The sequence below is a fragment of the Halorubrum rutilum genome, assembly GCF_024494565.1.
Window position 1 is genome coordinate 414,015 of sequence record NZ_JANHDN010000001.1, and the last position, 24,543, is coordinate 438,557.

Consider the following 24,543-nt stretch of genomic DNA (forward strand, 5'->3'; position numbering starts at 1 on the left):
CGTCCCGTCTCCGGCTCGGAATCGCCGTTCGGAACGGGGGAGAAACGCGACGAGGAGAGGGGCGTCAGGAGCGCAGCCACGCCAGCAGGCGGGCGGCCGGGCTGGTCGCCGCGTCGAGGTCCTCGGGTCGCGGAGTGTCTTTCAGTCGCTCGGGGCCGTGTTCGATATTCGACTTGCTAACTCCCATTACGGTATTCGATTGTGGTCGCACGTAGAAAAAGAACTCGAAATGTAAATTTATGCTCTCAAAAAGTCCATTATGTACTATTGTAATCATCACTATCGTTCGGGATCGGCGGCGCGGTCCGTCTCTCGCACGGTCGTCGGAACGGGGCCTCTTGAGGAGATATATAACCGGTCCGGCGTACCGTCACGTATGCAGACGCACATCGTGCCGGTCGGCTTCGACTACGACCGCATGATCGCCCCGCTCATCCGGGACCAGTTCGACGTCGACCGGGTGATCCTCCTGGAGGGGACGGTCGGCAGCGAGGCCAACGTCGAGTACTCGCGGAACATCGCCCGGAAGCTCGAACAGGACTTTCGGAACCTGCTCGGCGCCGAGACCGTCCGTGAGCGCCTGACCGACGTGTACGACTACGACGCCGCCTTCGAGCGCGCCTACGACCTGATCAACGCGGAGCTGGACCGAGACGGCGTCGAGGGCGACTCTGACGACGCGGACGACCGCGAGGTGTGGGTGAACCTCTGTTCGATGCCCCGACCGGTCTCGTTCGCGTTCGCGACCGCGGCCCACTCGATCATGGTCGAGCGGCAGGCCGACCGCGACCGCATCCACACCTACTACACCGCCCCGGAGAAGTACCTGGAGACCGAGCTCGCGGAGGAGCTCCGCGCGAACCGCGACCTCCTGCGCGAGCTGGTCGAGCGCGACGCGGTCGACGGCGAGGCGGTGGACGAGGACCGCGTCGCCGACCGGCTCGACACGACGACGTCGCTGTTAGCGGAGTTCGACGAGCGCGGCACCACCATCGGCGCGAAGCGCATCGGCGACAGCCACGTGATCGAGCTGCCCGTCGCCTCCTTCCAGAACGTCAAGCCGTTCGAGGAGCTCGTGCTCTTCACGCTGGGCGAGCACGGCGAGTTCGCCTCCGTCTCCGAGCTCGCGGAGACGCTCGCGGACGACCTCAACGAGGAGTACACCGACTCGTTCCGCTCGAAGGTGATCTACAACGTCGACCGGCTCGGCCCCGGCGGGAAGGGGTACATCGAGCAGGAGGCGCACGGGAAGTCCTACCGGACGACACTCTCGCGGATCGGCCGGCTCTGGGTCCGCGCGCACGCCGACGAGGATCGGGAACTGGCGCGATAAGTCGGGGTTACCGCGAACGTGCTTCGAATCGTGGCCGTTCATTTATGAATCGCTGCTGACGCGGTGACTGACCTCGAAGCCCCAGCCGCTCGGTGATACGTGTTTAGCTACTTCACCGCGAACACCTCCAAAGCCCCAGCCGCGACGACTCGCGCGGCTCGGTGCGCTCCGCGCTCGTTCGCTTCGCTCACTCGCTGCGATGCTTCCGTCGCCGTGCTTCGTCCTCGCGACTGCCCCTTTGAGTCCCGCCCGCACCGCACGGCGACCGCACCTCACGCCTCCCCAGCCTCGCCGCGGCCGCCATCGGCGGCCGCGGGCTCCCTCGCGCGTGCGGTTCGCGGCCTGCCGGCCGCTCACCGGCACGCGCCACCGCGTTCGTTTAAATACGAAGTCGAGTGAATCTCTCTAATTTATATCCCATGTCGCCGGCGGCGGTTCGGGCCTCCATTTCGCTCGTATCTCGCGCGTGCGGCCCGTATCACGGTTCTGAGAGGGGATGCCGTGACCGTCCCGCTTTTGGTCGTGGGGCGGGGACGGTTACCACATGACTTCGGCGCGGGACTCCGACGCGGCCGCCGGCGACGCGGCCGCGCTCGACGACGACTTCGGCTTCGACGACCCCGCCACCGACCAGTCGTTCGAGAACGCGCTGGCGAAGGCCCGCGACGGGACCCGGCTCACGGTCGACGACGCCACCGAGCTCCTCGCGACCGGCACGGACCGGGCGGGGATCGACCCGGTCCGGAAGGAGGCCGTCTTGGAGGCCGCGGACCGGCGGCGCCGCGAGGCGGTCGGCGACGAGGTGACGTTCGTCGCCAACCTCAACAACAACGTCACGACCGCCTGCAACACGGGCTGTCTGTTCTGCAACTTCAAGGACTCGGCGCACGCGTTCGAGGCCGACAGCGACGCGGACCACGCCGGGTTCACGAAGCCCCCGGCGGAGTCCCGCCGGATCGTCGAGGACGCCCTCGACATGGGGATCTACGAGGTGTGCTCGGTGTCGGGGCTCCACCCCGCGCTGGCGCTGAACGAGGCGCACCACGAGGTCCTCTCGGCGTACGACGACCCGGCGAGCGCGGTGAACTACAAGCCGCCCGAGCGGTACGACACCGACCCGGGCACCTACGTCGAGCAGATCGAGGCGATGTCCGTCGGCGGGGTCCACCTGCACTCGATGACGCCGGAGGAGGCGTACCACGCCGCCCGCGGCACCGACTGGGAGTACGAGGCGGTGTACCGCGAGCTCGCTTCGGCCGGGCTCGACTCGGCGCCCGGCACCGCCGCGGAGATCCTCGTCGACGAGGTCCGCGACGTGATCTGCCCGGGCAAGATCCGCACGGACGACTGGGTGGCGGCGATGGAGGGCGCGGTCGCGGCCGGGCTCGACGTCACCTCGACGATGATGTACGGCCACGTCGAGACCGTCGAACACCGCGCGGAACACCTGAAAGTGATCCGGGACCTCCAGGACCGCACCGGGGGGATCACGGAGTTCGTCCCCCTCTCGTTCATTCATCAGAACACCCCCCTCTACCGCCACGGCGTCGTCGACTCCGGCCCCTCGCGCGACGAGGACGAGCTCGTGGTGGCGGTCGCCCGCCTCTTCCTCGACAACGTCGACCACGTGCAGGCCTCGTGGGTGAAGTCGGGCGACGCCCACGGCCTGAAGCTGCTCAACTGCGGCGCCGACGACTTCATGGGCACCATCCTCTCGGAGGAGATCACGAAGCGGGCCGGCGGCGAGTACGGCGAGTACCGGTCGTTCGACGACTACGTCGAGATGATCGCGGCGATCGGTCGCACCCCGGTCGAGCGCTCCACCGACTACCGCACCCGCCGCCGGATCGACCCCGACGAGGGCCCCCACGGGCCGCGGCTCGGTCCCCGGGCCGACGGCTCCCCCATGCTGCCGGACCGGTCGCCCGACACCCCGGGCCCCGAGGGCGAGTCGGCCGGCGCGGACGACTGAGGATCGGCGACGAGAGCGAGTCGGCCGGGGCGGGTGACGAGGGACCGACGTCGACGCACGCCGCTTTCCCTTTCGCCGCCTCCCAGGGACCGGGAACGGCCGCAATACTCTTTATATTGGTATGCATTAACACGGGTAGCATGCCAGCGTCAGACGCGCCGACCGCCGGCTCGGGGAGGGACGCGCCGCCCGAGGAGGACGGCGCCGACCCCGACCGCTCCGGACTCGCGCTCACCCGCTCCGACGAGCGGGTGCTCGCGTACCTCGACGACGTCGGGACCGACTACCCCGCGTTCGTCGCGAGCAACACGGGGCTGTACGTCGAACACGTCGAGTCGCGGCTGGACGCGCTCGACGGGGCGGGGCTCGTCGAGCGGGTGACCGGCGAGGCGGTCTTCCGCGTCACCGACGCCGGCCGCGACGCGCTCCGCGACGACTGCGACCGGTGGTCGGACTGAGCGCGTTCCGGTGAGGCGACCGCGGCCGCCCTATCGTCCGAGGTCCGCGTGCGCCGAGGAGAGGTGTCTGGAGCCGAGCGCCGCGAGCAGCGAGAGCTCGCCCGCGAGCGCGCCGACCGCGATCGCTTCCGCGAGCGCGTCCCCGTTGCTCCCGGCGGGGTCGCCGCCCCCGCGGACGCCGAGCACGTCGAGCCCGGCGGCCTGCGTCGGGAGCGTCGTCCCCCCGCCGACGGTCCCGACTTCGAGGCTCGCCAGCGACACGGAGCAGTAGAGGTCGCCCTCCGGCGTCGCCTCCGCGGTCGTGATCGCGTTCGCGCCCTCGACGACCTGCGCCTCGTCCTGTCCGGTGGCGAGGAACATCGCCGCGACCGCGTTGGCGACGTGGGCGTTGAAGCCGAGCCCGCCGGCCTTCGCGGAGCCGACGAGGTTCTTCCGGGTGTTGATCTCGGCGATCGCCTCCGGGGTCGTGTGGAGCCGGTCCTCGACGACCTCGCGGGGGACCTCGACGTCGGCGCTCACGGAGCGGCCGCGGCCCTCGACCGCGTTGATCGCGGCGGGCTTCTTGTCGGCACAGAGGTTCCCGGAGAGCGCGACGAGCGAGGCGTCCGTCTCGGCCTCGATCGCGTCGCAGGCCTCCCGCGTCGCGATGGTGGCCATGTTCATCCCCATCGCGTCCTTCGTGTCGTAGCGGAACCGGAGGAAGACGTTGTTGCCGACGACGTACGGCGTCACGTCGAGCAGCTCGCCGTGGCTCGTCGTCGACTCGGCGGCCTCGCGCAGCGTCCCCTCGTTGTCGCGGACCCACGCGACGAGCGCCTCCGCCTCGGCCACGTCGGCGACGCGGAACACCGGCGCGCGGGTCATCCCGCTCTTCGTCACCCGGGCGGTCGCCCCGCCGGCGTCGTTGACGACCGAGCAGCCGCGGTTGATCGAGGCGACCAGCGCGCCCTCCGTGGTCGCCAGCGGGAGGTAGCGCTCGCCGGCGAACGCGCCGCCGTCGACCGAGACGGGGCCGGCGACGCCGAGCGGCACCTGCACGGCGCCGATCATGTTCTCGACGTTCGACCCGTGGGCGTCGGCGGCGTCGAAGGCGTAGTCGCCCAAGACGTCGACGTCGGCGTCCGCGGTCTCCGCGACGAGGCGGCGGCGGGCCGCCGCGGCCGTGTCGGCGTCGGCGTGCTCTTCGAGCTCGTGGAAGCGGACCTCGCCGTCGCGGACGCGCTCCGCGAGCGACGCGGGGGTGGGATCGGTCATGCCCGCGTCTCCTCGCGGCGCGTGCTAATGGTTGTCGATTCGGCGGGGGAGACGGGGCTCCCGGCCGCGGCCGCTTCGGCGTCCGACGGCCCCAGCTTCAGCGCCCGACGATCCCGGAGAGCCGCTCGCGCAGCGACTCGCCGCCGAGCTTCAGGTAGTAGGCGTCGCCGCCGTCCTCGTAGTAGCCGTCGATCCGGCGGACGACCTCGAAGCCGAGGTGCTCGTAGAAGCCGAGCGCCGACTCGTTCGTCGTCCGGGCGTGACAGGTGACCGACCGATGCTCCTCGGCGACGTCGGCGACGAGCCGCTCCGCGTGGCCGCGCCCCCGGTGGTCGGGGTGGACGGCGAGGAAGAGGATGTAGCCGTCGCGGCGGACCGAGGCGAACGCGACGAGCGCGTCGTTCTCGACGAGGAGGTGCGTCGTGGAGCGGCGGTAGGCGTCGGTGAAGAAGCCGCGGCGCTGCCGGAGGACCCCTTCCTCGGCTCGGATCCGCTCTTTGAGGTCCCACGCCGCCGCGGCGTGGTCGGACGCTCCGGGCGGGTCCGTCCGCTTCTTCACGTTGACGCTCACTGCAAGGATGTAATACGCCAGCGGATTATAACTCCACCGCCACCGGGAACGTGGGAAACACCGGAACGTCGTGGAGTCGCGGTTGAGCGACTACTGAAAGGCGCGAACTCTCGGGTTCCTCGGAAGCCGAACGACTCGCGTTCGACGCAAACCGTCCGGATCGAGGGAGCCCCCTCAGTCGGCGAGCCTTCGTGAGGGTGGGCGACCCGGGAACGGTAGGTGGGTCCCGATGACCCGGTCGACGCCGAGATCAGTCACGAGAATCCCGGTGATCCGGTCGACCGGATCGCCGATACGTCGCCGGTAAACGACTACCTGCTTACGGTACGGGCCGACCGGTCCCAAGCCGGACAGCCAGATACGGGGCTTCAGTCGCTCCCGCATCTCGACGACGAGCGATCGGAACCACTCGAACACCAAGTGAACGCCGCCCGTCGAGCGTTGTTCGAGATCGGCGCGTTGCATCGGCCGACCTGCGGGCGGTGCGAGCCGATATGCGACGCGGGGGATCCGGTCGCGGGCGTCCGGAGGGGTCGCGTCGGATGCGGTCGGAACCCCTATGGCGTGTTCCCGGACGTCCCCCGAAGTCCTGTGAGGCGACGAGGTCGAACGGTGTCTCGGCCGGCTCGTCGTCGGGCGACGGGGAGCCCACCGCGAACGCGGAGCACAGGCGGTAGCGGGCCGCAGTACGGAGCTGTTTCCGCCACTCGGTTCGCCGGGGATCCGCCCTGCGGTGATCTCGGGACCGGTTCGCTCTCCGCCGGGTATGGTGTCACTCCTCGACGGGGAACACCTCGTGGAGTGTGTGGTGTGAGTCCCCGAGGTCGTCGAGGAGCGACTCGCCGGCGTCGGCGAGCCGGGCCACCGATCGCTCGGCGTCCCGGACGGCCACGAGGCGGCCGCGGGCGTACCCGTACTCCGGGTCGTCCGCGTCGAGGGCCGCGACCTCCTCCTCTAGGTCGACGAGCGCGGCGTCGAGGTGGCGCCGAAGCTCCGCGAGGGAGTCGGCGGCCGCGAGGGCGGCGATCGGCGTGTCGCCGTCGAGGGCGTCGCCGAGCTCCCCCTCCGCGTGGCGGCGGACGGCGTCGTCCGTGGTTCCGAGGCAGTTCATCAGACCGAGTCGTAGGGCTTCGATTTCGTCACAGCTCATCGTGGAAGTGGTCGTTATGGGCGTGGTCGCGCGGTCTCACAGCGTCTGGTGAACGAGGTCGCTGACGATTCGGTCCCGCTCGACGGCGGAGACGATCCGGTCGGCGTCCGCGTCGTCGCAGGCCCCGTACCAGACCCCGTCGGGGTACTGCGCGACGATCGGCCCGTCGCCGCACTGGTCGAAGCACGACGACCGCGTCACGTGGACGTCGGCGTCGGCGTCCCGGGCCGCCTGTCGGAGGTTCTCCAGGACCGCGGGGGAGCCGCCCGCCGCGCAGGTCTGGTTCGTGCAGACGGCGAGGTGGGTCTCCGGCGCGTCGTGGGCGTGGGGCTCGTCGGCGACGTCGTCGCGGTCCTCGTGCGCCTGCTGGTGGGTCAGCGCGCGGAGCATCGCGCGCGCGCCGCCCTCGTCCTCCTCGTACCCGTCGAGTTCGACCTTGTACTTGCAGGTGTCACACGACATGTCGACCGAGTCGGTGCGCGCCTCCTGCCACCGGTCGGCGAGGACGTCCAGCAGCCGCGTGTCCGTCCCGAGCGGGTCGCCGGCCGCGGCGTCGACGTACGGGTACTCCGCGTCGAAGTCGGCGGCGCCGTCGCGGATCCGCCCGGTCAACACGCCGTCGCCGAGCATGTACGGCAGCACGACGACCGCGTCCGGTCGGGTCTTCGCGACGTCGTGGAGCACCTCGTCGAGGAGGGGTTCGGTGACGCCGATGAAGCCCGCCGCCACCCGGTCGAACTCGCGGCCCTCGTACAGCAGCCTCGCGAGCTTGTGCACGTCGGCGTTCGAGTCCGGGTCCGAGGAGCCGCGGGCGCAGACCACGACGGCGACGTCGTCGGCCGCGCGGTCGACGCCCAGCTCCGCCTCCACGGCCCGCGCCCGGTCGTCGAGCAGGTCGAGTATCGCCGGGTGGATCCCGAGGTGGGCGCCCGCGTGGAACCTGACGTTCGGGTGGTCGCTTCGCGCCCGCTTCACGGCGAGCGGGAGGTCGTTCTTGACGTGGCTGGCCGCGAACAGCGACAGCGGGACCATCGTGATCCGGCCGGAGCAGTGCGCGAGCGTCTCGATCGCCTCGGGGATCGACGGCTCCGCGAGCTCGAGGAACGCGGCGTCGGTCGAGACGCCGATCCGGTCTTCGAGCCCGGCCGCGAGCTCGCGCACCGCCTCGTTCGACTTGTCCCGGCGCGAGCCGTGGCCGACGAGCAGCGCGGTCTCGTCGTCGCCGATCCCGACGGCGTCGGCCGCGCGGCTCACGGCTCATCCCCCTCCGCGTCGGTCGGGTCGGTCCCCTCTGCGTCGGTCGCTTCGATGAGGCTTCCGACGTCGAGGCCCGCGGCCCGCTCGACGCTGCGGAGGGTCTTGCGGCGGCGGCTCGTCGCGAACAGCCCGCTGTCGGCGGCGCCCTCGTACACCCACTCGGCGAACGCGGCCGTGTCGCCGTCGGCGACGCCGAACCAGTGCCCGCCCGACGACGACGGCTGCGGCTCCGCCGATCCGAACCCCGCCGCGTCGAGGAGCGTCCGGACCCGCGACAGCAGCCGGGCGTCGTCGTGGACGAACGAGATCCCGACCGCGGCGCTCGACTCGCGGAAGCAGACGACGCCGCACGACTCCAGCAGCCCGCGGAGCAGCTCCCGGCGGTGGTCGCGGAGCGCGTCGAACCGGTAGCCGCCCGGATCGGAGCCGACCGGCAGGCCGAGCGCCGCCGCGGCGTTCGCGGCCAGCGTCGGGTCGACGACCTGCACGGTGTACTCGTCGGTCCGCCGGGTGACCGCCGTGTCGTGCGCGAAGTCGCGCTCGGCGATCCGGTGGTCGACGGTGCCGCCGCCGGCGATGGCCGACAGGCGACGGGCGGCGTCCTCGTCAGTGACCTCGATCTCGACGCTCCGCTCTGTCACCCGACCGCCGCCGGCGACGTGCCCCCAGAAGTAGGCCGTCTCCGGGTGGCGGGCGAGCATGTCGTCCGGCGTCGGCTCGACGGCGCTCACGCGTCACCTCCCCGTCGGTCGGCGGCGTCCCGCTCCTCGACGGCGATCGCGTCGAGCGGGCACGCCGCCGCGGCCGTCCGGGCCTCGTCGACGCGCCCGTCCGAGAACGTCGCCGCGACCTCGTCGGCGGTCCGCTCGACCGGGCCCGCCGCGTCGGCGGGGTCGAACCCGACGAGCCCCCCGTCGGCCTCGACGAACCGGTCGTCGCGGACGAGGCAGGCGAAGACCCCGTCGCAGGCGTCCAGGTCGACGGCGACGCGGTACGTCGTCTCGGTGTCGATCGGCTCGGCGTCGACCGGCTCGGCTCCCTCGCGCTCGCCGTCGACCGCCTCGGCCCCCTCGCGCTCGGCGTCGGCGGGCTCAGTAGTCATACTTGCTCTCGTAGCCGCGCGGGGTGATCATCCGGCCGTCCCAGACGTACGTCTCCTCGTTGCCGACGAGCAGCGTCGTCGTCATGTCGATCAGGTCGGTCTCGCCGAGCGACTCCAGCTCGCCGAGCTCGACGATCTCGACGCGCTCGTCGTCGCGCCCGGCGCCGTGGACGACGCCGACGGGCGTGTCAGCGGGGCGGTGTTCGAGGAGGATCTCGCAGGCCGTCTCGAAGTTCTCGCGGCGCTTCCGGCTCCACGGGTTGTAGATCGCGATCGTGAACCCCTCGGCCGCGACCGCGTTGAGCCGCGACTCGATCTCGTCCATCGGCGTGAGGTGGTCCGACAGCGAGATCGACACCGAGTCGTTGACGAGCGGCGCGCCGACGCGGGCCGCGCAGGACTGCGCGGCCGGGACGCCGGGGACGACCTCGAAGTCGACCGCCGACGCCGTCGCGCCCTTCGACTCGACGATCTCCAGCGCGAGCCCGCCGAGCGCGTAGACGTTCGGGTCGCCGGAGCCGACGATGGCGACGTCGTTGCCCGCGAGCGCGCGGTCGACCGCCTCCTCGGTCCGCGAGACCTCGCCGCACATCGGCGTGTCGTACAGCTCGTCGGCCGCCTCGGTGATCTCGTCCGGGATCAGCTCCATGTACGTCGTGTAGCCGACGATGTGGTCCGCCTCCAGCAGCCTCGCCCGGGCGCGCCCCGTCATCCCCTCGGGCTGGCCGGGACCGAGCCCGACGGCGACCAGCCGCCCGGGGTCGGCGTCGAAGTCGTCGGCCGTCGACCCGACCGTCTCCTCGGTCGCCGCCGACTTCGAGGCGCCGCACGAGGAGCCGGAGCCGGCCGCGTCGCCGGACCCGCTCGCGCCGCAGGCCGACGACGACCCGCCCGTCGCCTCCGTCGTCGCGCCGCCGTCCGTCGCCGCGTCGGCGTCGGTCGCCGCGCCGCCGTCCGCGGCCGCGTCGGCGTCGGCGTCGGCACCGCTACCGCCGCAGTTCGCGCTCGATTCGTCCGTCGTGCCGCAGGTGGTGTCGCTCATTGTCAGAAGTCGTCGACGTCTCGCCCGCCACGCGGGGTGACGAGGAACCGGTCGTAGTCGTTCTCCCAGACCTCGGTCTCGTGGGTGCCGACGATCAGGGACGTGCCCATGCCGCCGACCTCGTCGTCGTGGGCGGTCGCCTCGCCCAGCGTCGTCAGCGTGTACGTCTCGTCGTCGAGGTTGCGCCCGGCCTCGCCGCGGCCGGCGTCGTTGACGATCGCCACCGGGGCGTCGTCGGTGCGGTGCTCGCGGAGGACCTCGATCGCGCGCTCGTAGTCGCGCCAGCAGTTGTAGAGGACGATCGAGAAGTCCGCGACCGCCGCGGCGCGGAGCTTCTCCGCGATCTCCTCCCAGCCGCGCCACTTGTCGGACAGCGAGATCGTACAGAAGTCGTTCGAGAGCGGCGCGCCGACCATCGCGGCGCCGCCGAGCGCGGCCGTCACGCCGGGCACGATCTCGATCGGGACGTCGTCGGCGCCGTCCTCGTCGGCCATCAGGTAGACGAGGTCGGACTTGCCGTAGACGTTGGGGTCGCCGCCGGAGACGTGCGCCACGTCCTGTCCGGCGCGGACGCGCGCGAACGCCTCGCGGGCGAGCTCGATCTGCTGGCCCATCGACGAGCGCACGATCTCGACGGTCTCGCCGTCGGGGTGGGTGCCGACGTTGCCGGGCGTCCAGTCGGCGTCGACGGTGCCGTCGGCCGCGCTCCCGGACGAATCCGCCGCAGCACCGCCGTCGGTCGCGGCGGCGTCCTCGGTCCGGGACTCGGGCGGGATCGTGCCGTCCCGACGCAGGAACTCTTGGTAGAGGTTCGACGCGATGACGCAGTCGGCGTGGCGGATCACGTCGCGGGCCCGCTGGGTCATCGCGTGCGGGAGCCCCGGACCGATGCCGACGACGTACAGCGTCCCCATCTCGTCGGGCGCGCCGTCCGCGCCGCCGGGCGCCGAGCCGTTCCCGGTCATCGGCGCCCTCCCGCGTCGGCGCGCCGGGTCATCGGCCCACCGCCACGGTCACTTCGCTCTCGTGGCTGGTCTTCTCCGCGATCAGCTCGTGGTCGGCGCCGCCGGCGACGGCGCTCGCCTCGGCGACCCCCGGCCAGCCGATCAGCGCCTTCGCCTTCGACGGCGTCGGCCCCTCGAACTCCAGCAGCGTCTCCTTGTCGAAGGCGACGACGCCGACGTCGCGCGTCGCGGCCGCGGCGAGGAGGCCCTCCTCCTCGGCCTTCCGCGTCGCGGTGGCGACGAACTCGACGTCGCCCCAGTCGCGGTCGACCTCGTCGAGCGCCCGGTCCCAGGCCTCCAGGAACCGCTCCTCGTCCGCGCCGGAGACGGAGCCCGTGCCGAGCACGACCCCGTCGTCGGCGTTGCGTTTGAGGACCGTCACGTCGTCGTCGACCAGCACCGCCCGCGGGCCGTCGAGCCGCGCGACCGGGCCCAGCTCGTCGTCGAGGACGGCGAGGTTCGTCGCGACCGTCGAGTCGCCGTTGACGACGTGGGCGGACAGCGCCTTCGCCCGCTTCTCGACGCCCTGCTTGTCCGCCGCCTCCGAGGCGGTGGTCATCGCCGGCACGGCGCCGAGCGTCGCGAGGTCGTCGGCCACCTGGTTGGCGCCGTGGTGGCCGCCGGTGATCGGGATCGCCCACGTGAGCTCCTCGTCGACGACGACGATCGCGGGGTCGTCCCACTTGTCGTCGAGCAGCGGCGCGGTCTTGCGCATGGCGATCCCGGAGGCCATCAGCCCGACGAAGCAGTCGTACTCGCCCCAGTGCTCGGCGAACACGTCGCCGTGGTACTCGATCACGTCGATCGACTCGTAGCGGTCGCCGATCCCCTCGACGATCTCGTCGGCGGTGTCGAGCTTCCGCTCGAAGCTGATTATCGCGATCTCCTCCGCCGTCTCGCCGTCCGAGTCGGCTGTAGAGCAGTGGCCGCCGCCGGAGCCGTCGGTCGCGTCGTTTGCGTCGTTTGCGTCGGTCCCGTCCGTCGCGTCGGTCGCGTCTGTACTCCCCGCGGTCGTGCCGTCGTCGCTGTCGGTGCTCATCAGTCGTCGGCCTCCGTGTTGGTCGGCGCCGCGGCGTCGCCCGCGTCCGCCCCGCCGGCGTCCGCCGCGTCGCTCGGTCCGTCGCTCGTCGCGTCCGCGCTCCCGCCGTTCGCGCTCTCACCGTTCGCCCAGTCGCCGTAGAGGTACGAGCGCTCGTAGCCGGCGCCCGTCGCGGCCTCGCCGATGAGGACCATCGCGGACGCGCGGTACCCCGCCGCCTCCACCTTCCCGCCGATGTCGGCGACCGTCCCGGTGATCACGTCCTCGTCGTCCCACGAGGCGTGGTAGACGACCGCGACCGGCGTCTCCGGGTCGACGCCCTCGCGGTCGAGCAGGCGGTCCATCGCGTCGCTCACCGCGTGGGTGCCGAGGTAGATGCAGGTCGTCACGTCGCCCATCTCGACGAACTCGCCGATGTGGTCGTCCTCGGCGTCGAGCGTCTTCCCCCGGGGGCGGGTGAACGCGACGTGGTTCGCGACGCCGTTCAGCGTGAGCTGGGTGCGCAGCGTCGCCGCCGCCGCGAACGACGACGTGACGCCGGGGACGACGTAGGCCGGGACGCCCTCGCGTTCGAGCGCGTCGATCTGCTCGAGGGCGGCGCCGTACACCGCGGGGTCGCCGCTGTGGAGCCGGACGACGGTGCGCCCCTCCTCGTGGGCGTCCCGCATCAGCGGGACCAGCTCCTCGAGGTCCTTCCCCACCGAGTTCACCAGCTCCGCGTCCGCGCAGTGCTCTTCGAGGAGCGCGCTGGAGACCAGCGAGCCGGCGTGGACGACGAGGTCGGCCTCGTCGACCAGCTCCTTGCCGCGCAGGGTGAGGAGCCCGGGATCGCCCGGGCCCGCGCCGATGAACGGGATCCCCTCCTGCTCCTCGCCGGCGGTGTGCTCGCGGACCCGCGGGTCGAGCCCGCCCTCCGACCGGTCGCCGGCGGCGTCGACCGAGCTCTCCGAGTCGGTCGGTCCGTCAGTCATCGGCGACCTCCGCGTCCTGGTCGACAGCGAACTCGTCCGTCGCGCTCGACGTTTCGAGGCCGCGGCGCTCGGCGTACGCGAGCGTGTAGTAGTCGCGGTCCGCGAGCGCGTCGGCGTCGGCGGTGACGGTCGTCTCGTCCCCCTCCATGAACAGCCGCCGCCCGAACCGCACGTCGTAGCCCGCGCGGTCGAGCTTCCGGGCCGTCTCGGGGGCGTCGGTCACCTTGAACAGGACCATCCTGTCGGGGCCCGTGGGCGCGCTCCCGCCGGCGGCCTCGCGGAGCGCGAGCCCGGCGCCGGCCTCGACCTCGACGTCAAGGGCGGTCGCGAACGCCGTCATCGCGCTGATCCCGGGGACGATCGCCACGTCCACGTCGGGGTGGAACGCGTCGAGCGTCCGCCTGAGGTGGCCGAACGTGGAGTAGACGTTCGGATCGCCGAGGGTGACGAAGGCGACGTCGCCGCCGCGCGCCTCGGGGGCGATCGCGGCCGCGGCCTCTCTCCACGCCTCGCGGAGCCGCTCCTCGTCGCTCGTCATCGGGAAGTCGAGGTCGCCGATCCGCTCGTCCGGGACGTGTTCGGTCGCGACCCGGCGCGAGAGCCGCCCGGGAGAGTACACCGCGTCGACCGAGTCGAGGACCTCGCGCCCGCGGACGGAGATCAGGTCGGGGTCGCCCGGCCCGAGTCCGACGCCGTAGAGGGTCATGCGTCGCCTCCGGAGTTGTCGGCGGCCGCCGACCCGTCGTCCGGCGCCGACCCGTCGCCGGCCCCGGGCTCGCCGACGAGCATGTACACCGGGTTGTCGGCGTCGAAGCTCGTCGCGCCCGCGAGGTCGTACCCCGTCGCCATCTGGAGGCACAGGACCTCGTCGAGCACGTCGCGGTCGCGGAAGGTCCGGGCCGCCTCCCCGGCGACCTCCAGGCGCGACACGTTCATCACGACCCGGTCGTAGCCGGCCGCGAGCGCCTCGTCGAGGACGCGCTCGTAGTTCCGCGAGCCGCCGAGGAAGAGCACGTCGCCGTCGGCCGGGAGCCGCTCCGGCGCCTCGGCGTTCACGAGGCTGATCTCGGCGTCGTGCTCGTTCGCGTCGAGGTTCGCGCGGGTGGTTTCGAGCCGTTCCGCCTTCCGTTCGAGCGCCGTCACCCGCCCCGCGCGGCGGGCGGCCTCGATCGTTACCGCCCCGGTACAGGAGCCGACCTCGACGAAGTGATCGTCGGGACCGAGCGCGAGCTTGCGCGCCAGCACCGCCCGGACCTCGGGCTTGGTCGGGCCGGCCTTCGCGTCGTTCGGGAGTCGTGTCGCCTGCATTCTCGATATACAAGTGCGCCGCACCACAAAACAATTTTGGTTGTATTAAGAAAACTCTACTTTATAGCGAGCGCGCTGAGAACCCCGTTCAGCGCGACTGCCCCGGAAGATAGACAACAAGACTTTATTTACGGCAGCAAAAGGATCCACGATGGCTGACTCAGCGGACGGGGGCTCGCCGGACGTCCTGGAGAACAAGCGGAGCGCGACGCGGTATCAGGTGCTCGTGGAGATCGCGGCCCGCCAGCCGGCCGTGAGCCAGGGCGAGATCGCGGAGACGATCGGCGTGACCTCGCAGGCGGTCAGCGACTACGTCCGGGACCTCGTCGAGTCGGGGTACGTGGAGAAGGGCGGCCGCGGCCGGTACGAGGTGACGAAGGAGGGGGTCGACTGGCTCATCTCCCGGACCGACGACTTAGAGACGTACCTCGAACGGGTCAACTCCGACGTCCTCGGCAGCGTCGAGGTCGACGCCGCGATCGCGCTCGACGACGTGGCCGAGGGGAGCGAGGTCGGGCTGGTGATGCGCGACGGCGTCCTCCACGCCAACCCCGCCGGCGGGACCGCGACCGCGGTCACGGTCACGAGCGCGGAGCGCGGCGCGGCCGTCGGCGTCGCCGACTTCGAGGGCGTCGTCGACTACGAGACCGGGACCGTCACCGTCCTGCCCGTCCCCACCGTCACCGACGAGGCCCCGCCCGACCCGGCGGTGATCGCGGCGCACGCCCCCGACGACGGGCTCGTCGCGGTCGCCGGGACGGAGGCGTACGCGCTCGTCTCGCGGAGCGACACCTCCCCCGACATCCGGTTCGGGACCGCCGAGGCCGTCGCCGAGGCGGGGACGCTCGGCCTCGACGTGCTGTTAGTGGCCGTGACCGACGAGATCCCGCGGCACACCTCGAAGCTCCGCGACGGGAACGTGCCGCACCAGGTCCTCGACTCGGACGCGTTCTAGCCGGGAGCAGGCGGCTCAGCCGATCGTCGCCGGGTCGGTCGCGTCGGCGGCGTCGTCCGGGACTGTCTCTTCTGCGGCGGCGTCTTCCGTGTCCTCGTCGTCCGCGTCACCGTCGTCCGCGCCGGACTCGAACAGCTGCGCCATGAGGGCCGGCACGTCGCCCGGCGTCACCGCCGCGAACCACTCGTCGCGGGGGTGGACGACGACGGCGGCGCCCGCCTCGCTGCACAGCCCGAGACAGGAGGTCTCCGCGACGGCGACCTCCGACCAGTAGCGGTCCCGCTCGCGGAGCCAGTCGCGGGCCGCGTCGGCGACGGCGGCGCCGTCGGCGGCGGCGCAGGCGGCGTGCTCCGCGCGCTCGTTCGTACAGACCAGCACGGTCGCGGCGAGGCCGCGCTCGCGCATCCGCTCGGTCCGCCGTTCCATCAGTCGGCCCCCGTCGGGGTCGCCGCCGAGGAGTCCGGGACGCGTCGGCCGGCGCGTCGGTCGAGGCGGCCGAACGCGGCGGCGATCAGCGCCCAGAGCCCGGCCTGTGAGAGCGCCACGAGCCACCGGAAGGCGACCGCGAGCTCGGCGGGCGCCTCCCCCCCGGTCAGCGTCGGCGGCGCGAGCGCCGCGAGCAGCGCGAGCGCGACCAGGGGGAGGGCCGCGGCGACCGCGCCGACGCGCCGGCTACGGGCGGCGCTCGCGCGGTCGTACGCGAGCACGCTCGCGGCCGCGACCAGCGCGCCGACCCCGATCAGCCCGAGGTACAGCGGAACGCGGACGCTCGGGCCGTACAGCTGTTCCATGCCCGGGACGACGGGCGGGAGGACGGTCCACGGCGCGACCGAGACGGCGAGGAAGCCGGCCCCGGCGAGGACGTAGGCCTTCGCCTCGCCGCCGGGCAGCGCGGGCTCGAACAGGTAGTACGCGGCGCCGAACGCGGCGCCCAGCAGGATCCCCCACAGGACGCCGCCGCCGGCGCTGACGAGCGCCGTCGTCGCCTCGCCCAGCGCGCGAGCGGCCTCCTGCGCGTGGCCGTGGCCGCCGTGCCCGTGCCCGCTCCCGTGGGACGCGGCGCGTTCCAGGTAGCCGACGGCGGGCGAGAGCACCAGCCACGTGAACAGCCCGTACGCCGCTCCGGCGACGCCCCCGGCCGCGACCCCGCGTCGGATGCGGTCGATCATCAGTGGCAGGTGATCCCCGCCCCGTGCCGGAAGTCGTGGAGCGCCTCGTGGGCGAGCGGCTCCTGCATGAACAGGAGGGCGAAGCCCAGCGCCGCGACGAGCGCGGCCGCGGTGAGCGCGGTGAGCGGGTCGAGCTGTGCGCCGGCCGCGGCGAACCGGTCGGCGACGGTGTTGGTGTGCGTCGACATAAATCCGAGTTGGAAAAGGTAAACTCAGATTGTAAAACTTTCGCTCCGCGGAAATCTCAGTGGTCTCCGAGCACGGACTCCGGCGAGAGCGCAGCGAGGTCGGTCCGCCGCGCGCCCGTCGCCTCGCAGACGACGTCGAGGACGCCCGCCCGCGGCTCGCCCGCGTCGACGACGAGGACGGAGGCGTCCGTCGCCGCGAGCCGGTCGGCCGCCCGCCGGGTCGCCGCCGTCGGGCTGCCGTCCGTGACGTTCGCGCGGCCGTCGGAGACGAGCACGACCGTCGCCGCGGCCGGGTCCTCGCGCTCGACGAGCGACGCCGCCGTCCGGAGCGCGTCCGGGAGCGGGGTCCGGTCGGCCGTCGGGAGCTCCTTCAGCTGGCGCGCGGCCAGCGACACGCTCGCCGTCGGCGGGAGGAGCACCTCGGCCTCGTCGCCGCCGAACGAGACCAGCGCCACCTCGTCCCGCTCGGCGTACGCGTCGCGCAGCAGCTCCAGCGCCACCCCCTTCGCGGCGCGCATCGCCGGGGCCATCGAGGCGCTGGCGTCCGCGACGAACACCGTGAGCGCGCGGGCGTCGTCCTCCCGGACCGCCCGCCGAAGGTCGGCGTCGGTCGGGGTCGTCCGGCCGTTCCGCGCCGCCGCCCGGACCGTCGCGGCCGGGTCCGCGGCGTCGCTCCCGTCCGCGCGCTCGGTCCGGACCGCCGGCCCGCGGCCCCCGGGATCGGGCCCCGCCTCGTGCCTGCCGCCCGCCTCGTCGACCGCGTCCGCCCCGTCGCCGCGGTCGGCGGGCGACGGGACCGCCGGCGCCGTCGCGTCGCCGACTCCCGCCCGGGCCGCGCCGGGCGCGATCGGCGCGGGCGCCTCCCCGTCCGCGCCGTCGTCGCGGTCCGCGGCCGTCGCGCCGCCCGGCGACCGGTCGGGATCGTCCGGGTCGCCCGCGTCGCCGTCCCGGGGTCCGGGGTCGCGGGGACCGTCGGCGGGAGCGCGGTCGGCCCCGTCGCGGTCCCGATCCTCCCCGCCGCCGTCGGCTCCGTCGCGCTCCCCGTCGCCCCCGTCGCGGTCGGCGGGCGCTCCCTCGTCGCCCGCGCCGGGTCCCTCCCCGTCGCCGTCCGCCTCCCCGTCGGCCCCGGCGTTCCCGTCCCCGTCGCTCTCGTCCGCGTCGGGGGCCTCGGCTTCCCGGCCCTCGCCGTCGGACCCCGGCTCGCCGTCGCCCTCGGCGGCGTCGTCGAAGTGCTCGTCCACGATCGCCTCGGGGTCGGTCGCCTCGTCGAAGGGGGCCGACCGCAGGCGGTGCGCCAGCGCGTGCTCGGCGGCGGCCGCCACGTCCGATTCGAGGACTTTCGGGCGCCCGTCGAGGGCGGCGAACGCCCGGGCGGCCCGGGCGACGGCGAAGTCGGCGCGGTGACCGTCGACGCCCGCGTCGCGGCAGCACTCGGCGATGTCGCGCTTGAACTCCTCGGGGATCGCGGGGCGGCGGTCGCGCGCGTCGCGGACCCGTTCCCGGAGGGCCGCCGTCTCCGACGCGAACTCCGCACGGAGATCCCGGTCGCCGCCGTCGGCGCCGTCGACGACGCGGTCCAGGATCTCGACGCGCTCGTCGATCTCGTCGCTGCTCGCGACGTCGACGCAGAGATCGAAGCGGTCGCGCAGCTGTGGTCGGAGCTCGCCCTCCTCGGGGTTCATCGTCCCGACGAGGGTGAAGTCGGCGGGGTGCGCGACGCTGACGCCGTCGCGCTCGACGCGGTTCGTGCCCGCCGCGGCGGCGTCGAGCAGCACGTCGACGAGGTGGTCCGGGAGCAGGTTGACCTCGTCGACGTAGAGGATCCCGCGGTTGGCGCGGGCGAGCAGCCCGGGGTCGAACTCGGCCTCGCCGTCGAGCGCGTCGGCGACGGAGAGCGTCCCGACCACGCGGTCGCGGGTCGCGCCGAGCGGGAGCGTCACGAGCGGGGCCGGCCTCGTCGCCACCGGGGGGTCCTCGCGGTCGCGGCAGTCGGCGCACCGCTCCGCCGCGGCGGCCCCTCCCGTCTCCGCCGCCGCCTCGGTCGCGTCCGGCGGCGGACAGCCGTACGGGCAGTCGGCGACGACCGCCTGCTCGGGGAGGAGGTCCGCGAGCGCCCTGACCGACGTCGACTTGGCGGTCCCCTTCTCGCCCCTGAGCAGGGCGCCGCTCAGGCCCGGTTCGACCGCCAGCGCGAGGAGCACCCGCTTGAGGTCGGTCTGGCCGACGACCGCCGGCAGGGGGGTGGAAACTTTTTTGTTTGTCCCCAAATCAACCATACTTGTGTTACTACAGAGGAGGTTTAATAACTTGTGACAACCATCGGCCTCTACACGGCGACGGAGAACGAGCTCGGAGCGGTCCAGACGGCCGCGGAGGGCCTCGACGAGATCGACCTCGTCGTCCGGTCCGACGGCGACCTCGGCGAGCAGCGCGACGTGGCCTCGTTCGTCGACGAGCTCGGGGACGCGGACGCGGTCGTCCTCTGGCTCCACGGGGGGAAAGACAGCATGCCGGGGTACGAGTTCGCGGTCGACGAGCTCCGTGACGCCGGCGTCCCCCTCGTCGTGAAGGCGACCGGCGACGCCTTCGCGTCGGAGGACACCTCGGTCGCGTCGGGCGACCGGGAAGCGGTCTCCGAGTACCTCGACCGCGGCGGCGCGGTCAACATCGCGAACGGGATGCGGTACCTCGCGCGGGAGTACGGCGACGGCGCGGTCGCGGGCGACGTCGACGACCCGATCGAGCTGCCGACCGAGGGCGTCTACCACCCCGATCACCCCGGCGCGGGGTACGAGGAACTGGTCGCGACCTTCGACGCGGACGCGCCGACGGTCGGCGTCTGGTTCTACGAGTCGCACTGGACCCACGAGAACGTCCGGTACGTCGACGCGCAGGTCCGGCGGCTGGAGGCGCTCGGCGCGAACGCGCTGCCCGTCTTCTGTAACCCCGTCAGCGACGAGCCGGGGCAGGAGGACGCGGAGTGGACGGCCGAGCGCTACTTCGCCGACGACCGCGGCGAGCCGGTCGTCGACGCCGTGCTCTCGTCGTTCATGTTCTCGCTGTCGATGAGCGAGCGCGGCCGCGACGCCGCCGATGAGGGCGCCGACGCGGAGGGCGTCTTCCTCGACGAGCTCGGCGTCCCCGTGATCCAGACGGTGACGACGATGCGCTCGCGGTCCCGCTACGCGTCGAGCGACACCGGCGTGATGGGGTTCGAGCTCGCGCTCTCCGTCGCGCTCCCCGAGTTCGACGGCAACGTGATCACGCACCCGATCTCGGGGAAGGAGCGCACCGACGACGCCGCCGGCATCGGCTCGGCGCCGAAACAGCACTTCCCGATCGAGGACCGCGTCGACCACGCCGCGCGGCTCGCGGTCAACTGGGCCGAGCTCCGGCACACGCCGAACGATGAGAAGAAGGTCGCGGTCGTGCTCCACAACTACCCGCCGAGCGACGACGGGATCGGGACCGCCTTCGGCCTCGACTCCCCCGAGTCGACGGTCAACCTGCTCGACGAGCTCGACGCGCGCGGCTACGACCTCGGTTCGGGGACCTGTGGCGCCGCGGGGGGCGGCAACGCGGGCTCCGGCGGCGCGGGATCCGGCCCGACCGGCTCCGCCCCCGTCGCCGACGGCGAGGAGCTCATCGACGCGCTCACGAGCCAGCTCACGCTCGACGACCGGTGGGTCGCCCCGGGCGACGTGCGCGACCGCAGCGTCGACACCGTGTCGCCGGCGCGGTACGCCGAGTGGTTCGACGGAGCGAGCGACCGGTTCCGCGAGGGCGTTCTCGACGAGTGGGGCGAGCCGCCGGACCGGCCGTTCGCGATCCCGGGCGTCGAGTTCGGCAACGTCCTCGTCACCGTCCAACCCCCGCGCGGGTTCGGGATGGACCCGGAGAAGGTGTACCACGACTCCGACCTCTGGCCGCCGCACGACTACGTCGCCTTCTACGGGTGGCTCCGGAACGCGTTCGACGCCGACGCCGTCGTCCACCTCGGCACCCACGGCTCGCTGGAGTGGCTGCCGGGCAAGACGGTCGGGCTCGGCTCCGGCTCGGCGCCGGACGGCCTGATCGACGACCTCCCGAACGTCTACCCCTACATCGTCAACAACCCCGGCGAGGGGACGCAGGCGAAGCGGCGGTCGTACGCCGCGGTCGTCGACTACCTCACGCCGGTGATGCGCCGCGCCGGGGCCTACGACGAGCTGGCCGAGCTGGAGGACCTCGCGCGGCGATACCGCGAGGCCGGCGGCACCGAGGTCCGCACCGACGAGGGCGCGCGGCTCGGCGAGCTCGTCCGGGAGGCGGTCGACGAGCTCGACCTCGCCGTCGAGCTCGGGATCGGCGGCGAGGTGGACGAGAAGGCCGACGTCCGCGGCCCCGACGCGGCCGGGACGACGCTCGCCGAGGGCGCGGTCGACGGCGACGAGCTCTCGACCGACGAGCTCGTCGAGCGGATCCACGCCTACCTCACCGACGTGAAGAACACCCAGATCCGACTGGGGCTCCACACGATGGGCGAGCCGCCGGTCGACGACCGGCTCGTGGAGTACCTCGTCGCGCTCACGCGGCTGGAGAACCCGGGCGGGCCGAGCCTGCGCGAGTCGGTCGCCGGGGTGCTCGGGGTCGACTACGACCGGATGCTCGACGCGCCGGGCGAGTACGACGAGACGCTGGGGATGACCTACGGCGAGGCCGCCGACGAGGTGTACGAGACGAGCAGGGAGCTCGTCCGGACGCTGGCCGCCCACGGCTTCGACGTGCCCGAGTCGGAGTCCGACGCCGGACCGGGGGACGAGACGACGATCAACCTGCTCGTCGTCGACGTCGACCCGCTCGGCGACGCCCGGGTCCGCGGGGGCGCCCACGACGACCTCCGGGACGCGCTGCGGTTTATTTCCGAGGAGGCGGCCCCCCGCGTCCGCGGCGCAGAGGCGGAGATCCCGCGCACGGCCGACGCGCTGGCCGGGGAGTACGTCCCGCCGGGCGGCTCCGGCGCGCCCACCCGCGGGGGCGTCGACCTGCTCCCGACCGGGCGGAACTTCTACACCCTCGACCCGCGGAAGGTGCCCGCCAAGGCCGCGTGGGAGGTCGGGAGCGAGATCGCGGCCGACACGCTCGCGCGCCACCGCGACGAGCAGGGGGAGTACCCCGAGGAGATCGGCGTCGTCGCCTGGGGGACGCCGACCGTCCGGACCCGGGGCGAGACGATCGCGCAGGTGCTCGCGACGATGGGCGTGCGGCCGGTGTGGACCGACGCGGGACGGATCGACGACGTGGAGCCGATCCCGCTCGACGAGCTGGACCGCCCTCGCGTCGACGCCACGACCCGCGTCTCCGGGCTGTTCCGGGACGCGTTCCCGCAGGCCGCGAGCGTGATCCACGACGCGGTCGACGCCGTGGTCGCCCTCGACGAGCCCCACGAGATGAACTACGTGAAGAAGCACGTCGAGGAGGAGGCCGCGGCGCTGGCCGACGACGGCCACGAGGACCCCGAGGCGGCCGCGAAGCATCGCGTGTTCACGACGCGCCCCGGCGGCTACGGCGCGGGGACGAACAAGGCGGTCGACGAGGGGAACTGGGAGGACGCCGCGGACCTGGCCGAGGTGTACGTCCAGTGGGGCGGCTACGCGCTCGGCTCCCGCGGCACCGCCTCGGCGGCGCACGACGCGTTCGAGCGCCGGCTCGGGAACGTCGAGGCGACGGTGAAGATCGAGGACACGATGGAGCAGGACGAGTTCGACTCCTCCGACTGGTACGCGTTCCACGGCGGGTTCATCACCGCCGTCACCGAGGTCTCGGGCGCGGAGCCGGCGTCGTACGTCGGCGACTCCTCGGACCCCGACAACGTCGACGTGTACACGAACGAGGAGAAGGTCCGGAAGGCGATGCGGGCGCGCGTGCTCAACCCCGACTGGCTCGACTCGATGGCGGAGCACGGCTACAAGGGCGCCGGCGACCTCTCGAAGACGGTCGACGTGGCGCTCGGCTGGGACGCGACGACCGGCGTCGTCTCCGACCGCCTCTGGCGGGACGTCGCCGAGAAGTACGCGCTCGACGACGACCGGGCCGACTGGATGCGCGACGTCAACCCGTGGGCGCTCGAATCGATCACGGACACGCTGCTGGAGGCGGTCGACCGCGGCCTCTGGGACGCGGACGAGGAGGTCGTCAGGGCGCTCCGGGACCGCAACCTCGACGTCGACGGCGACATCGAGGAACGCGCCGCCGGGGGGCCGACGGAGGTGCCCGGCGATGACGACTGATGGGACGGAGGCGTACGCCGACCTCGGCGCGACGACCGCGGACGCGATGGAGATCGCCGAGACGAGCATGGACCGCGTCCACGAGCTCGTCGACCAGGAGACGCCGACCGACCGGCTGCGCGCGAAGGCCGTCCACGCCACCGGCGACCCCGAGTTCGCGCACCTGATGCGGTTCGCAAACGACCCGGTCTCGGCCGGGGCGGAAGCCGTGCTCGACGAGCGCCCGATCGTGACCGACATCACGATGGTGAAGTCCGGGGTGACGGGCCGCGGCCACGACTGCGAGGTCAGGAAGGCGATCGGCAACGGCGCGGAGCTCGCCGCCGAGACCGGGATGACCCGCACCGCGGCGAGCGTGCTCGAACTCGACGAGCGCGGCGTCTACGACGGCGCGATCGCCGTCGTCGGCAACGCGCCGACGGCCGCGCTCGCGCTCGCCGACTGCATCGAACAGGGGACGCGGCCGGCGGTCGTCGTCGCGACGCCGGTCGGGTTCGTGAAGGCGGCCGAGAGCCGGGAGCGGGTGCGCGAGGTCGCCGCCGCGCACGGCGTCCCGGCGGTGACGAACGTCGGTCGGCGCGGCGGCTCCGGGCTGGCGGCCGGCCTGACCAACGAGCTCGTCCACGCCGCCAGCGACGTCCGCAACGGCGAGACGACGCTCGACGCGCTCCGCGGGGCGGAGCCGTGACGGACGAGTACGACCTCGACTCGGGTCCGGACCCGGCGGCGTACGCCGCGGACGGTCCGGAGGCCGACCGGACGGCCGAGTCGGAGGCGACCGTCCACGCCGTCGGCGTCGGGCCCGGCAACCCCGAGTACCTGGTGCCGCGGGCCGAGCGCGCCCTCCGGGAGGCGGACGTCGTCGTCGGCTTCGAGACGGTCGTCGACCTCGTCCGCGACCGAACGGACGCCGACTGCCTGACGTGCGGGTACCGGGACGAGGCGGGCGCGCTGGCGGCGTTCGCCGACCGGGTCGCCGGCGGGGAGCGCGGGGTCGCGGTCCTGATGGGCGATCCGAACCACTCCGGCTACCAGTTCGTCGGGAAGGTCGAGCGCGCGGTCGACGGGGCGGCGGACGGCGGGGTCGACCTCCGCGTCGTCCCGGGGGTCTCATCGATACAGGTGGCGGCCAGCCGGGCGCGCACGCCGATGGAGGACGCGGCCTTCGTCACGCTCCACAAGAGCGGTGACCTCACCGAGGGCCTGGACCGGCTCCGAGACGCGGTCGGGGAGCGTCACCTCCTCGTGTTGCCCCGTCCCTTCGACTGGATGCCGGGGGACGTCGCCGCCGACCTGCTCGAACACGGCGGCGACCCCGGCGCCGAGGCGCTCGTCTGCGAGCGGCTCACCCGCGACGACGAGCGGATCACCCGGACGACGCTCGGTGAACTCGCCGCGCACGCCGACGGCGACGGCCCCGACGACTCGCCGTTCTCCGACCTGTCGGTGCTGGTCGTTCGGCGGTAGCGGGGTCGACGCCGATCGCAGCGAACGCGGCGCC

General features: G+C 73.0%; 25 protein-coding genes. 7 read left to right on the top strand and 18 right to left on the bottom strand.

The genetic code is table 11. The annotated features are described in order from the left end of the window. Nucleotides 1–64: 64 nt before the first annotated feature. A complete protein-coding gene (locus NO900_RS02235; RefSeq protein WP_256407581.1) occupies nt 65–187 on the bottom strand; it encodes a hypothetical protein in 123 nt (40 codons plus the stop codon). Between the two features lie 189 nt (nt 188–376). Here NO900_RS02235 and NO900_RS02240 point away from each other — a divergent pair, with 189 nt between their 5' ends. From NO900_RS02240 to NO900_RS02250, 3 genes are all read left to right on the top strand, one after another. Beyond that, complete coding sequence (locus NO900_RS02240; protein WP_256407582.1) at nt 377–1,333, top strand: HFX_2341 family transcriptional regulator; 957 nt, start codon at nt 377–379, stop codon at nt 1,331–1,333. Nucleotides 1,334–1,877: 544 nt separating this feature from the next. Further along, nucleotides 1,878–3,305, top strand: a complete 1,428-nt coding sequence (gene cofH / locus NO900_RS02245; RefSeq protein ID WP_256407583.1) for a 7,8-didemethyl-8-hydroxy-5-deazariboflavin synthase subunit CofH — start codon at nt 1,878–1,880, stop codon at nt 3,303–3,305. 140 nt (nt 3,306–3,445) lie between these two features. Continuing rightward, nucleotides 3,446–3,763, top strand: a complete 318-nt coding sequence (locus tag NO900_RS02250) for a DUF2250 domain-containing protein (protein ID WP_256407584.1) — start codon at nt 3,446–3,448, stop codon at nt 3,761–3,763. A gap of 30 nt (nt 3,764–3,793) precedes the next feature. Here NO900_RS02250 and hmgA read toward each other — a convergent pair whose 3' ends face one another. The 13 genes from hmgA to cbiT form a co-directional block, all read right to left on the bottom strand. After that, nucleotides 3,794–5,017 carry a hydroxymethylglutaryl-CoA reductase (NADPH) gene (gene hmgA / locus NO900_RS02255; protein ID WP_256407585.1) on the bottom strand — a complete coding sequence of 408 codons (1,224 nt, stop codon included), beginning with the start codon at nt 5,015–5,017 and terminating at the stop codon, nt 3,794–3,796. A 97-nt stretch (nt 5,018–5,114) separates the two neighbouring features. After that, nucleotides 5,115–5,588 carry a GNAT family N-acetyltransferase gene (locus NO900_RS02260; protein WP_256407586.1) on the bottom strand — a complete coding sequence of 158 codons (474 nt, stop codon included), beginning with the start codon at nt 5,586–5,588 and terminating at the stop codon, nt 5,115–5,117. A gap of 174 nt (nt 5,589–5,762) precedes the next feature. Continuing rightward, nucleotides 5,763–6,053, bottom strand: coding sequence for a hypothetical protein (locus NO900_RS02265; protein ID WP_256407587.1), 291 nt, complete (start codon nt 6,051–6,053; stop codon nt 5,763–5,765). Between the two features lie 307 nt (nt 6,054–6,360). Further along, nucleotides 6,361–6,738: a DUF3209 family protein gene (locus NO900_RS02270; RefSeq protein ID WP_256407588.1), complete on the bottom strand. Its 378-nt coding sequence runs from the start codon at nt 6,736–6,738 to the stop codon at nt 6,361–6,363. A gap of 36 nt (nt 6,739–6,774) precedes the next feature. Continuing rightward, nucleotides 6,775–7,992: a CbiX/SirB N-terminal domain-containing protein gene (locus tag NO900_RS02275; protein ID WP_256407589.1), complete on the bottom strand. Its 1,218-nt coding sequence runs from the start codon at nt 7,990–7,992 to the stop codon at nt 6,775–6,777. Further along, the gene (locus NO900_RS02280) at nt 7,989–8,726 is read right to left on the bottom strand and encodes a cobalamin biosynthesis protein (RefSeq protein ID WP_256407590.1); all 738 of its coding nucleotides are present in this window, start codon (nt 8,724–8,726) and stop codon (nt 7,989–7,991) included. Before NO900_RS02280 ends, NO900_RS02275 begins: the two co-directional genes overlap by 4 nt. Then, nucleotides 8,723–9,007, bottom strand: a complete 285-nt coding sequence (locus NO900_RS02285; RefSeq protein ID WP_256407813.1) for a ferredoxin — start codon at nt 9,005–9,007, stop codon at nt 8,723–8,725. Before NO900_RS02285 ends, NO900_RS02280 begins: the two co-directional genes overlap by 4 nt. 79 nt (nt 9,008–9,086) lie before the next feature. Further along, nucleotides 9,087–10,139: a precorrin-3B C(17)-methyltransferase gene (gene cobJ / locus NO900_RS02290; protein WP_256407591.1), complete on the bottom strand. Its 1,053-nt coding sequence runs from the start codon at nt 10,137–10,139 to the stop codon at nt 9,087–9,089. 2 nt (nt 10,140–10,141) lie between these two features. Continuing rightward, nucleotides 10,142–11,104, bottom strand: a complete 963-nt coding sequence (locus NO900_RS02295; protein ID WP_256407592.1) for a precorrin-3B C(17)-methyltransferase — start codon at nt 11,102–11,104, stop codon at nt 10,142–10,144. 28 nt (nt 11,105–11,132) lie between these two features. Next, nucleotides 11,133–12,182, bottom strand: coding sequence for a cobalt-precorrin 5A hydrolase (gene cbiG, locus NO900_RS02300; RefSeq protein ID WP_256407593.1), 1,050 nt, complete (start codon nt 12,180–12,182; stop codon nt 11,133–11,135). Then, complete coding sequence (locus tag NO900_RS02305; protein ID WP_256407594.1) at nt 12,182–13,153, bottom strand: cobalt-precorrin-4/precorrin-4 C(11)-methyltransferase; 972 nt, start codon at nt 13,151–13,153, stop codon at nt 12,182–12,184. Before NO900_RS02305 ends, cbiG begins: the two co-directional genes overlap by 1 nt. After that, nucleotides 13,146–13,859: a cobalt-factor II C(20)-methyltransferase gene (locus NO900_RS02310; protein WP_256407595.1), complete on the bottom strand. Its 714-nt coding sequence runs from the start codon at nt 13,857–13,859 to the stop codon at nt 13,146–13,148. Before NO900_RS02310 ends, NO900_RS02305 begins: the two co-directional genes overlap by 8 nt. Further along, on the bottom strand, nt 13,856–14,461 hold the full coding sequence (gene cbiT, locus NO900_RS02315) for a precorrin-6Y C5,15-methyltransferase (decarboxylating) subunit CbiT (protein ID WP_256407596.1): 606 nt from the start codon (nt 14,459–14,461) through the stop codon (nt 13,856–13,858). Before cbiT ends, NO900_RS02310 begins: the two co-directional genes overlap by 4 nt. 151 nt (nt 14,462–14,612) lie before the next feature. Here cbiT and NO900_RS02320 point away from each other — a divergent pair, with 151 nt between their 5' ends. Continuing rightward, entirely contained in the window at nt 14,613–15,416 is an 804-nt protein-coding gene (locus NO900_RS02320) for a DUF7839 domain-containing protein (RefSeq protein ID WP_256407597.1), read from the top strand. A gap of 15 nt (nt 15,417–15,431) precedes the next feature. Here NO900_RS02320 and NO900_RS02325 read toward each other — a convergent pair whose 3' ends face one another. The 4 genes from NO900_RS02325 to NO900_RS02340 are packed head-to-tail and all read right to left on the bottom strand — an operon-like array spanning nt 15,432 to nt 19,049. Beyond that, entirely contained in the window at nt 15,432–15,842 is a 411-nt protein-coding gene (locus tag NO900_RS02325; protein ID WP_379791513.1) for a (2Fe-2S) ferredoxin domain-containing protein, read from the bottom strand. Then, the gene (locus NO900_RS02330) at nt 15,842–16,585 is read right to left on the bottom strand and encodes a CbtA family protein (RefSeq protein ID WP_256407598.1); all 744 of its coding nucleotides are present in this window, start codon (nt 16,583–16,585) and stop codon (nt 15,842–15,844) included. The genes NO900_RS02325 and NO900_RS02330 overlap by 1 nt, the downstream gene beginning before the upstream one ends. Then, nucleotides 16,585–16,773: a CbtB domain-containing protein gene (locus NO900_RS02335; protein ID WP_256407599.1), complete on the bottom strand. Its 189-nt coding sequence runs from the start codon at nt 16,771–16,773 to the stop codon at nt 16,585–16,587. Before NO900_RS02335 ends, NO900_RS02330 begins: the two co-directional genes overlap by 1 nt. Before the next feature lie 56 nt (nt 16,774–16,829). Next, complete coding sequence (locus tag NO900_RS02340) at nt 16,830–19,049, bottom strand: VWA domain-containing protein (RefSeq protein ID WP_256407600.1); 2,220 nt, start codon at nt 19,047–19,049, stop codon at nt 16,830–16,832. Nucleotides 19,050–19,082: 33 nt separating this feature from the next. On the opposite strand from NO900_RS02340, the gene NO900_RS02345 reads away from it, so the two are divergent. The 3 genes from NO900_RS02345 to NO900_RS02355 are packed head-to-tail and all read left to right on the top strand — an operon-like array spanning nt 19,083 to nt 24,509. Beyond that, complete coding sequence (locus tag NO900_RS02345; protein WP_256407601.1) at nt 19,083–23,042, top strand: cobaltochelatase subunit CobN; 3,960 nt, start codon at nt 19,083–19,085, stop codon at nt 23,040–23,042. Further along, a complete protein-coding gene (locus NO900_RS02350) occupies nt 23,032–23,730 on the top strand; it encodes a precorrin-8X methylmutase (RefSeq protein WP_256407602.1) in 699 nt (232 codons plus the stop codon). The genes NO900_RS02345 and NO900_RS02350 overlap by 11 nt, the downstream gene beginning before the upstream one ends. Beyond that, a complete protein-coding gene (locus NO900_RS02355; RefSeq protein WP_256407603.1) occupies nt 23,727–24,509 on the top strand; it encodes a cobalt-precorrin-7 (C(5))-methyltransferase in 783 nt (260 codons plus the stop codon). The genes NO900_RS02350 and NO900_RS02355 overlap by 4 nt, the downstream gene beginning before the upstream one ends. Nucleotides 24,510–24,543: the final 34 nt, after the last annotated feature.

What these genes read in the sequence shown, in the direction of transcription:
- NO900_RS02335 (WP_256407599.1), bottom strand. Translation starts at nt 16,773, where the DNA reads ATGTCGACGCACACCAACACCGTCGCCGACCGGTTCGCCGCGGCCGGC.
- NO900_RS02250 (WP_256407584.1), top strand. Translation starts at nt 3,446, where the DNA reads ATGCCAGCGTCAGACGCGCCGACCGCCGGCTCGGGGAGGGACGCGCCG.
- NO900_RS02240 (WP_256407582.1), top strand. Translation starts at nt 377, where the DNA reads ATGCAGACGCACATCGTGCCGGTCGGCTTCGACTACGACCGCATGATC.
- cbiG (WP_256407593.1), bottom strand. Translation starts at nt 12,182, where the DNA reads ATGAGCACCGACAGCGACGACGGCACGACCGCGGGGAGTACAGACGCG.
- NO900_RS02265 (WP_256407587.1), bottom strand. Translation starts at nt 6,053, where the DNA reads ATGCAACGCGCCGATCTCGAACAACGCTCGACGGGCGGCGTTCACTTG.
- NO900_RS02310 (WP_256407595.1), bottom strand. Translation starts at nt 13,859, where the DNA reads ATGACCCTCTACGGCGTCGGACTCGGGCCGGGCGACCCCGACCTGATC.
- NO900_RS02320 (WP_256407597.1), top strand. Translation starts at nt 14,613, where the DNA reads ATGGCTGACTCAGCGGACGGGGGCTCGCCGGACGTCCTGGAGAACAAG.
- NO900_RS02330 (WP_256407598.1), bottom strand. Translation starts at nt 16,585, where the DNA reads ATGATCGACCGCATCCGACGCGGGGTCGCGGCCGGGGGCGTCGCCGGA.
- NO900_RS02270 (WP_256407588.1), bottom strand. Translation starts at nt 6,738, where the DNA reads ATGAGCTGTGACGAAATCGAAGCCCTACGACTCGGTCTGATGAACTGC.
- NO900_RS02235 (WP_256407581.1), bottom strand. Translation starts at nt 187, where the DNA reads ATGGGAGTTAGCAAGTCGAATATCGAACACGGCCCCGAGCGACTGAAA.
- cofH (WP_256407583.1), top strand. Translation starts at nt 1,878, where the DNA reads ATGACTTCGGCGCGGGACTCCGACGCGGCCGCCGGCGACGCGGCCGCG.
- NO900_RS02325 (WP_379791513.1), bottom strand. Translation starts at nt 15,842, where the DNA reads ATGGAACGGCGGACCGAGCGGATGCGCGAGCGCGGCCTCGCCGCGACC.
- cobJ (WP_256407591.1), bottom strand. Translation starts at nt 10,139, where the DNA reads ATGAGCGACACCACCTGCGGCACGACGGACGAATCGAGCGCGAACTGC.
- hmgA (WP_256407585.1), bottom strand. Translation starts at nt 5,017, where the DNA reads ATGACCGATCCCACCCCCGCGTCGCTCGCGGAGCGCGTCCGCGACGGC.
- NO900_RS02295 (WP_256407592.1), bottom strand. Translation starts at nt 11,104, where the DNA reads ATGACCGGGAACGGCTCGGCGCCCGGCGGCGCGGACGGCGCGCCCGAC.
- cbiT (WP_256407596.1), bottom strand. Translation starts at nt 14,461, where the DNA reads ATGCAGGCGACACGACTCCCGAACGACGCGAAGGCCGGCCCGACCAAG.
- NO900_RS02340 (WP_256407600.1), bottom strand. Translation starts at nt 19,049, where the DNA reads ATGGTTGATTTGGGGACAAACAAAAAAGTTTCCACCCCCCTGCCGGCG.
- NO900_RS02305 (WP_256407594.1), bottom strand. Translation starts at nt 13,153, where the DNA reads ATGACTGACGGACCGACCGACTCGGAGAGCTCGGTCGACGCCGCCGGC.
- NO900_RS02350 (WP_256407602.1), top strand. Translation starts at nt 23,032, where the DNA reads ATGACGACTGATGGGACGGAGGCGTACGCCGACCTCGGCGCGACGACC.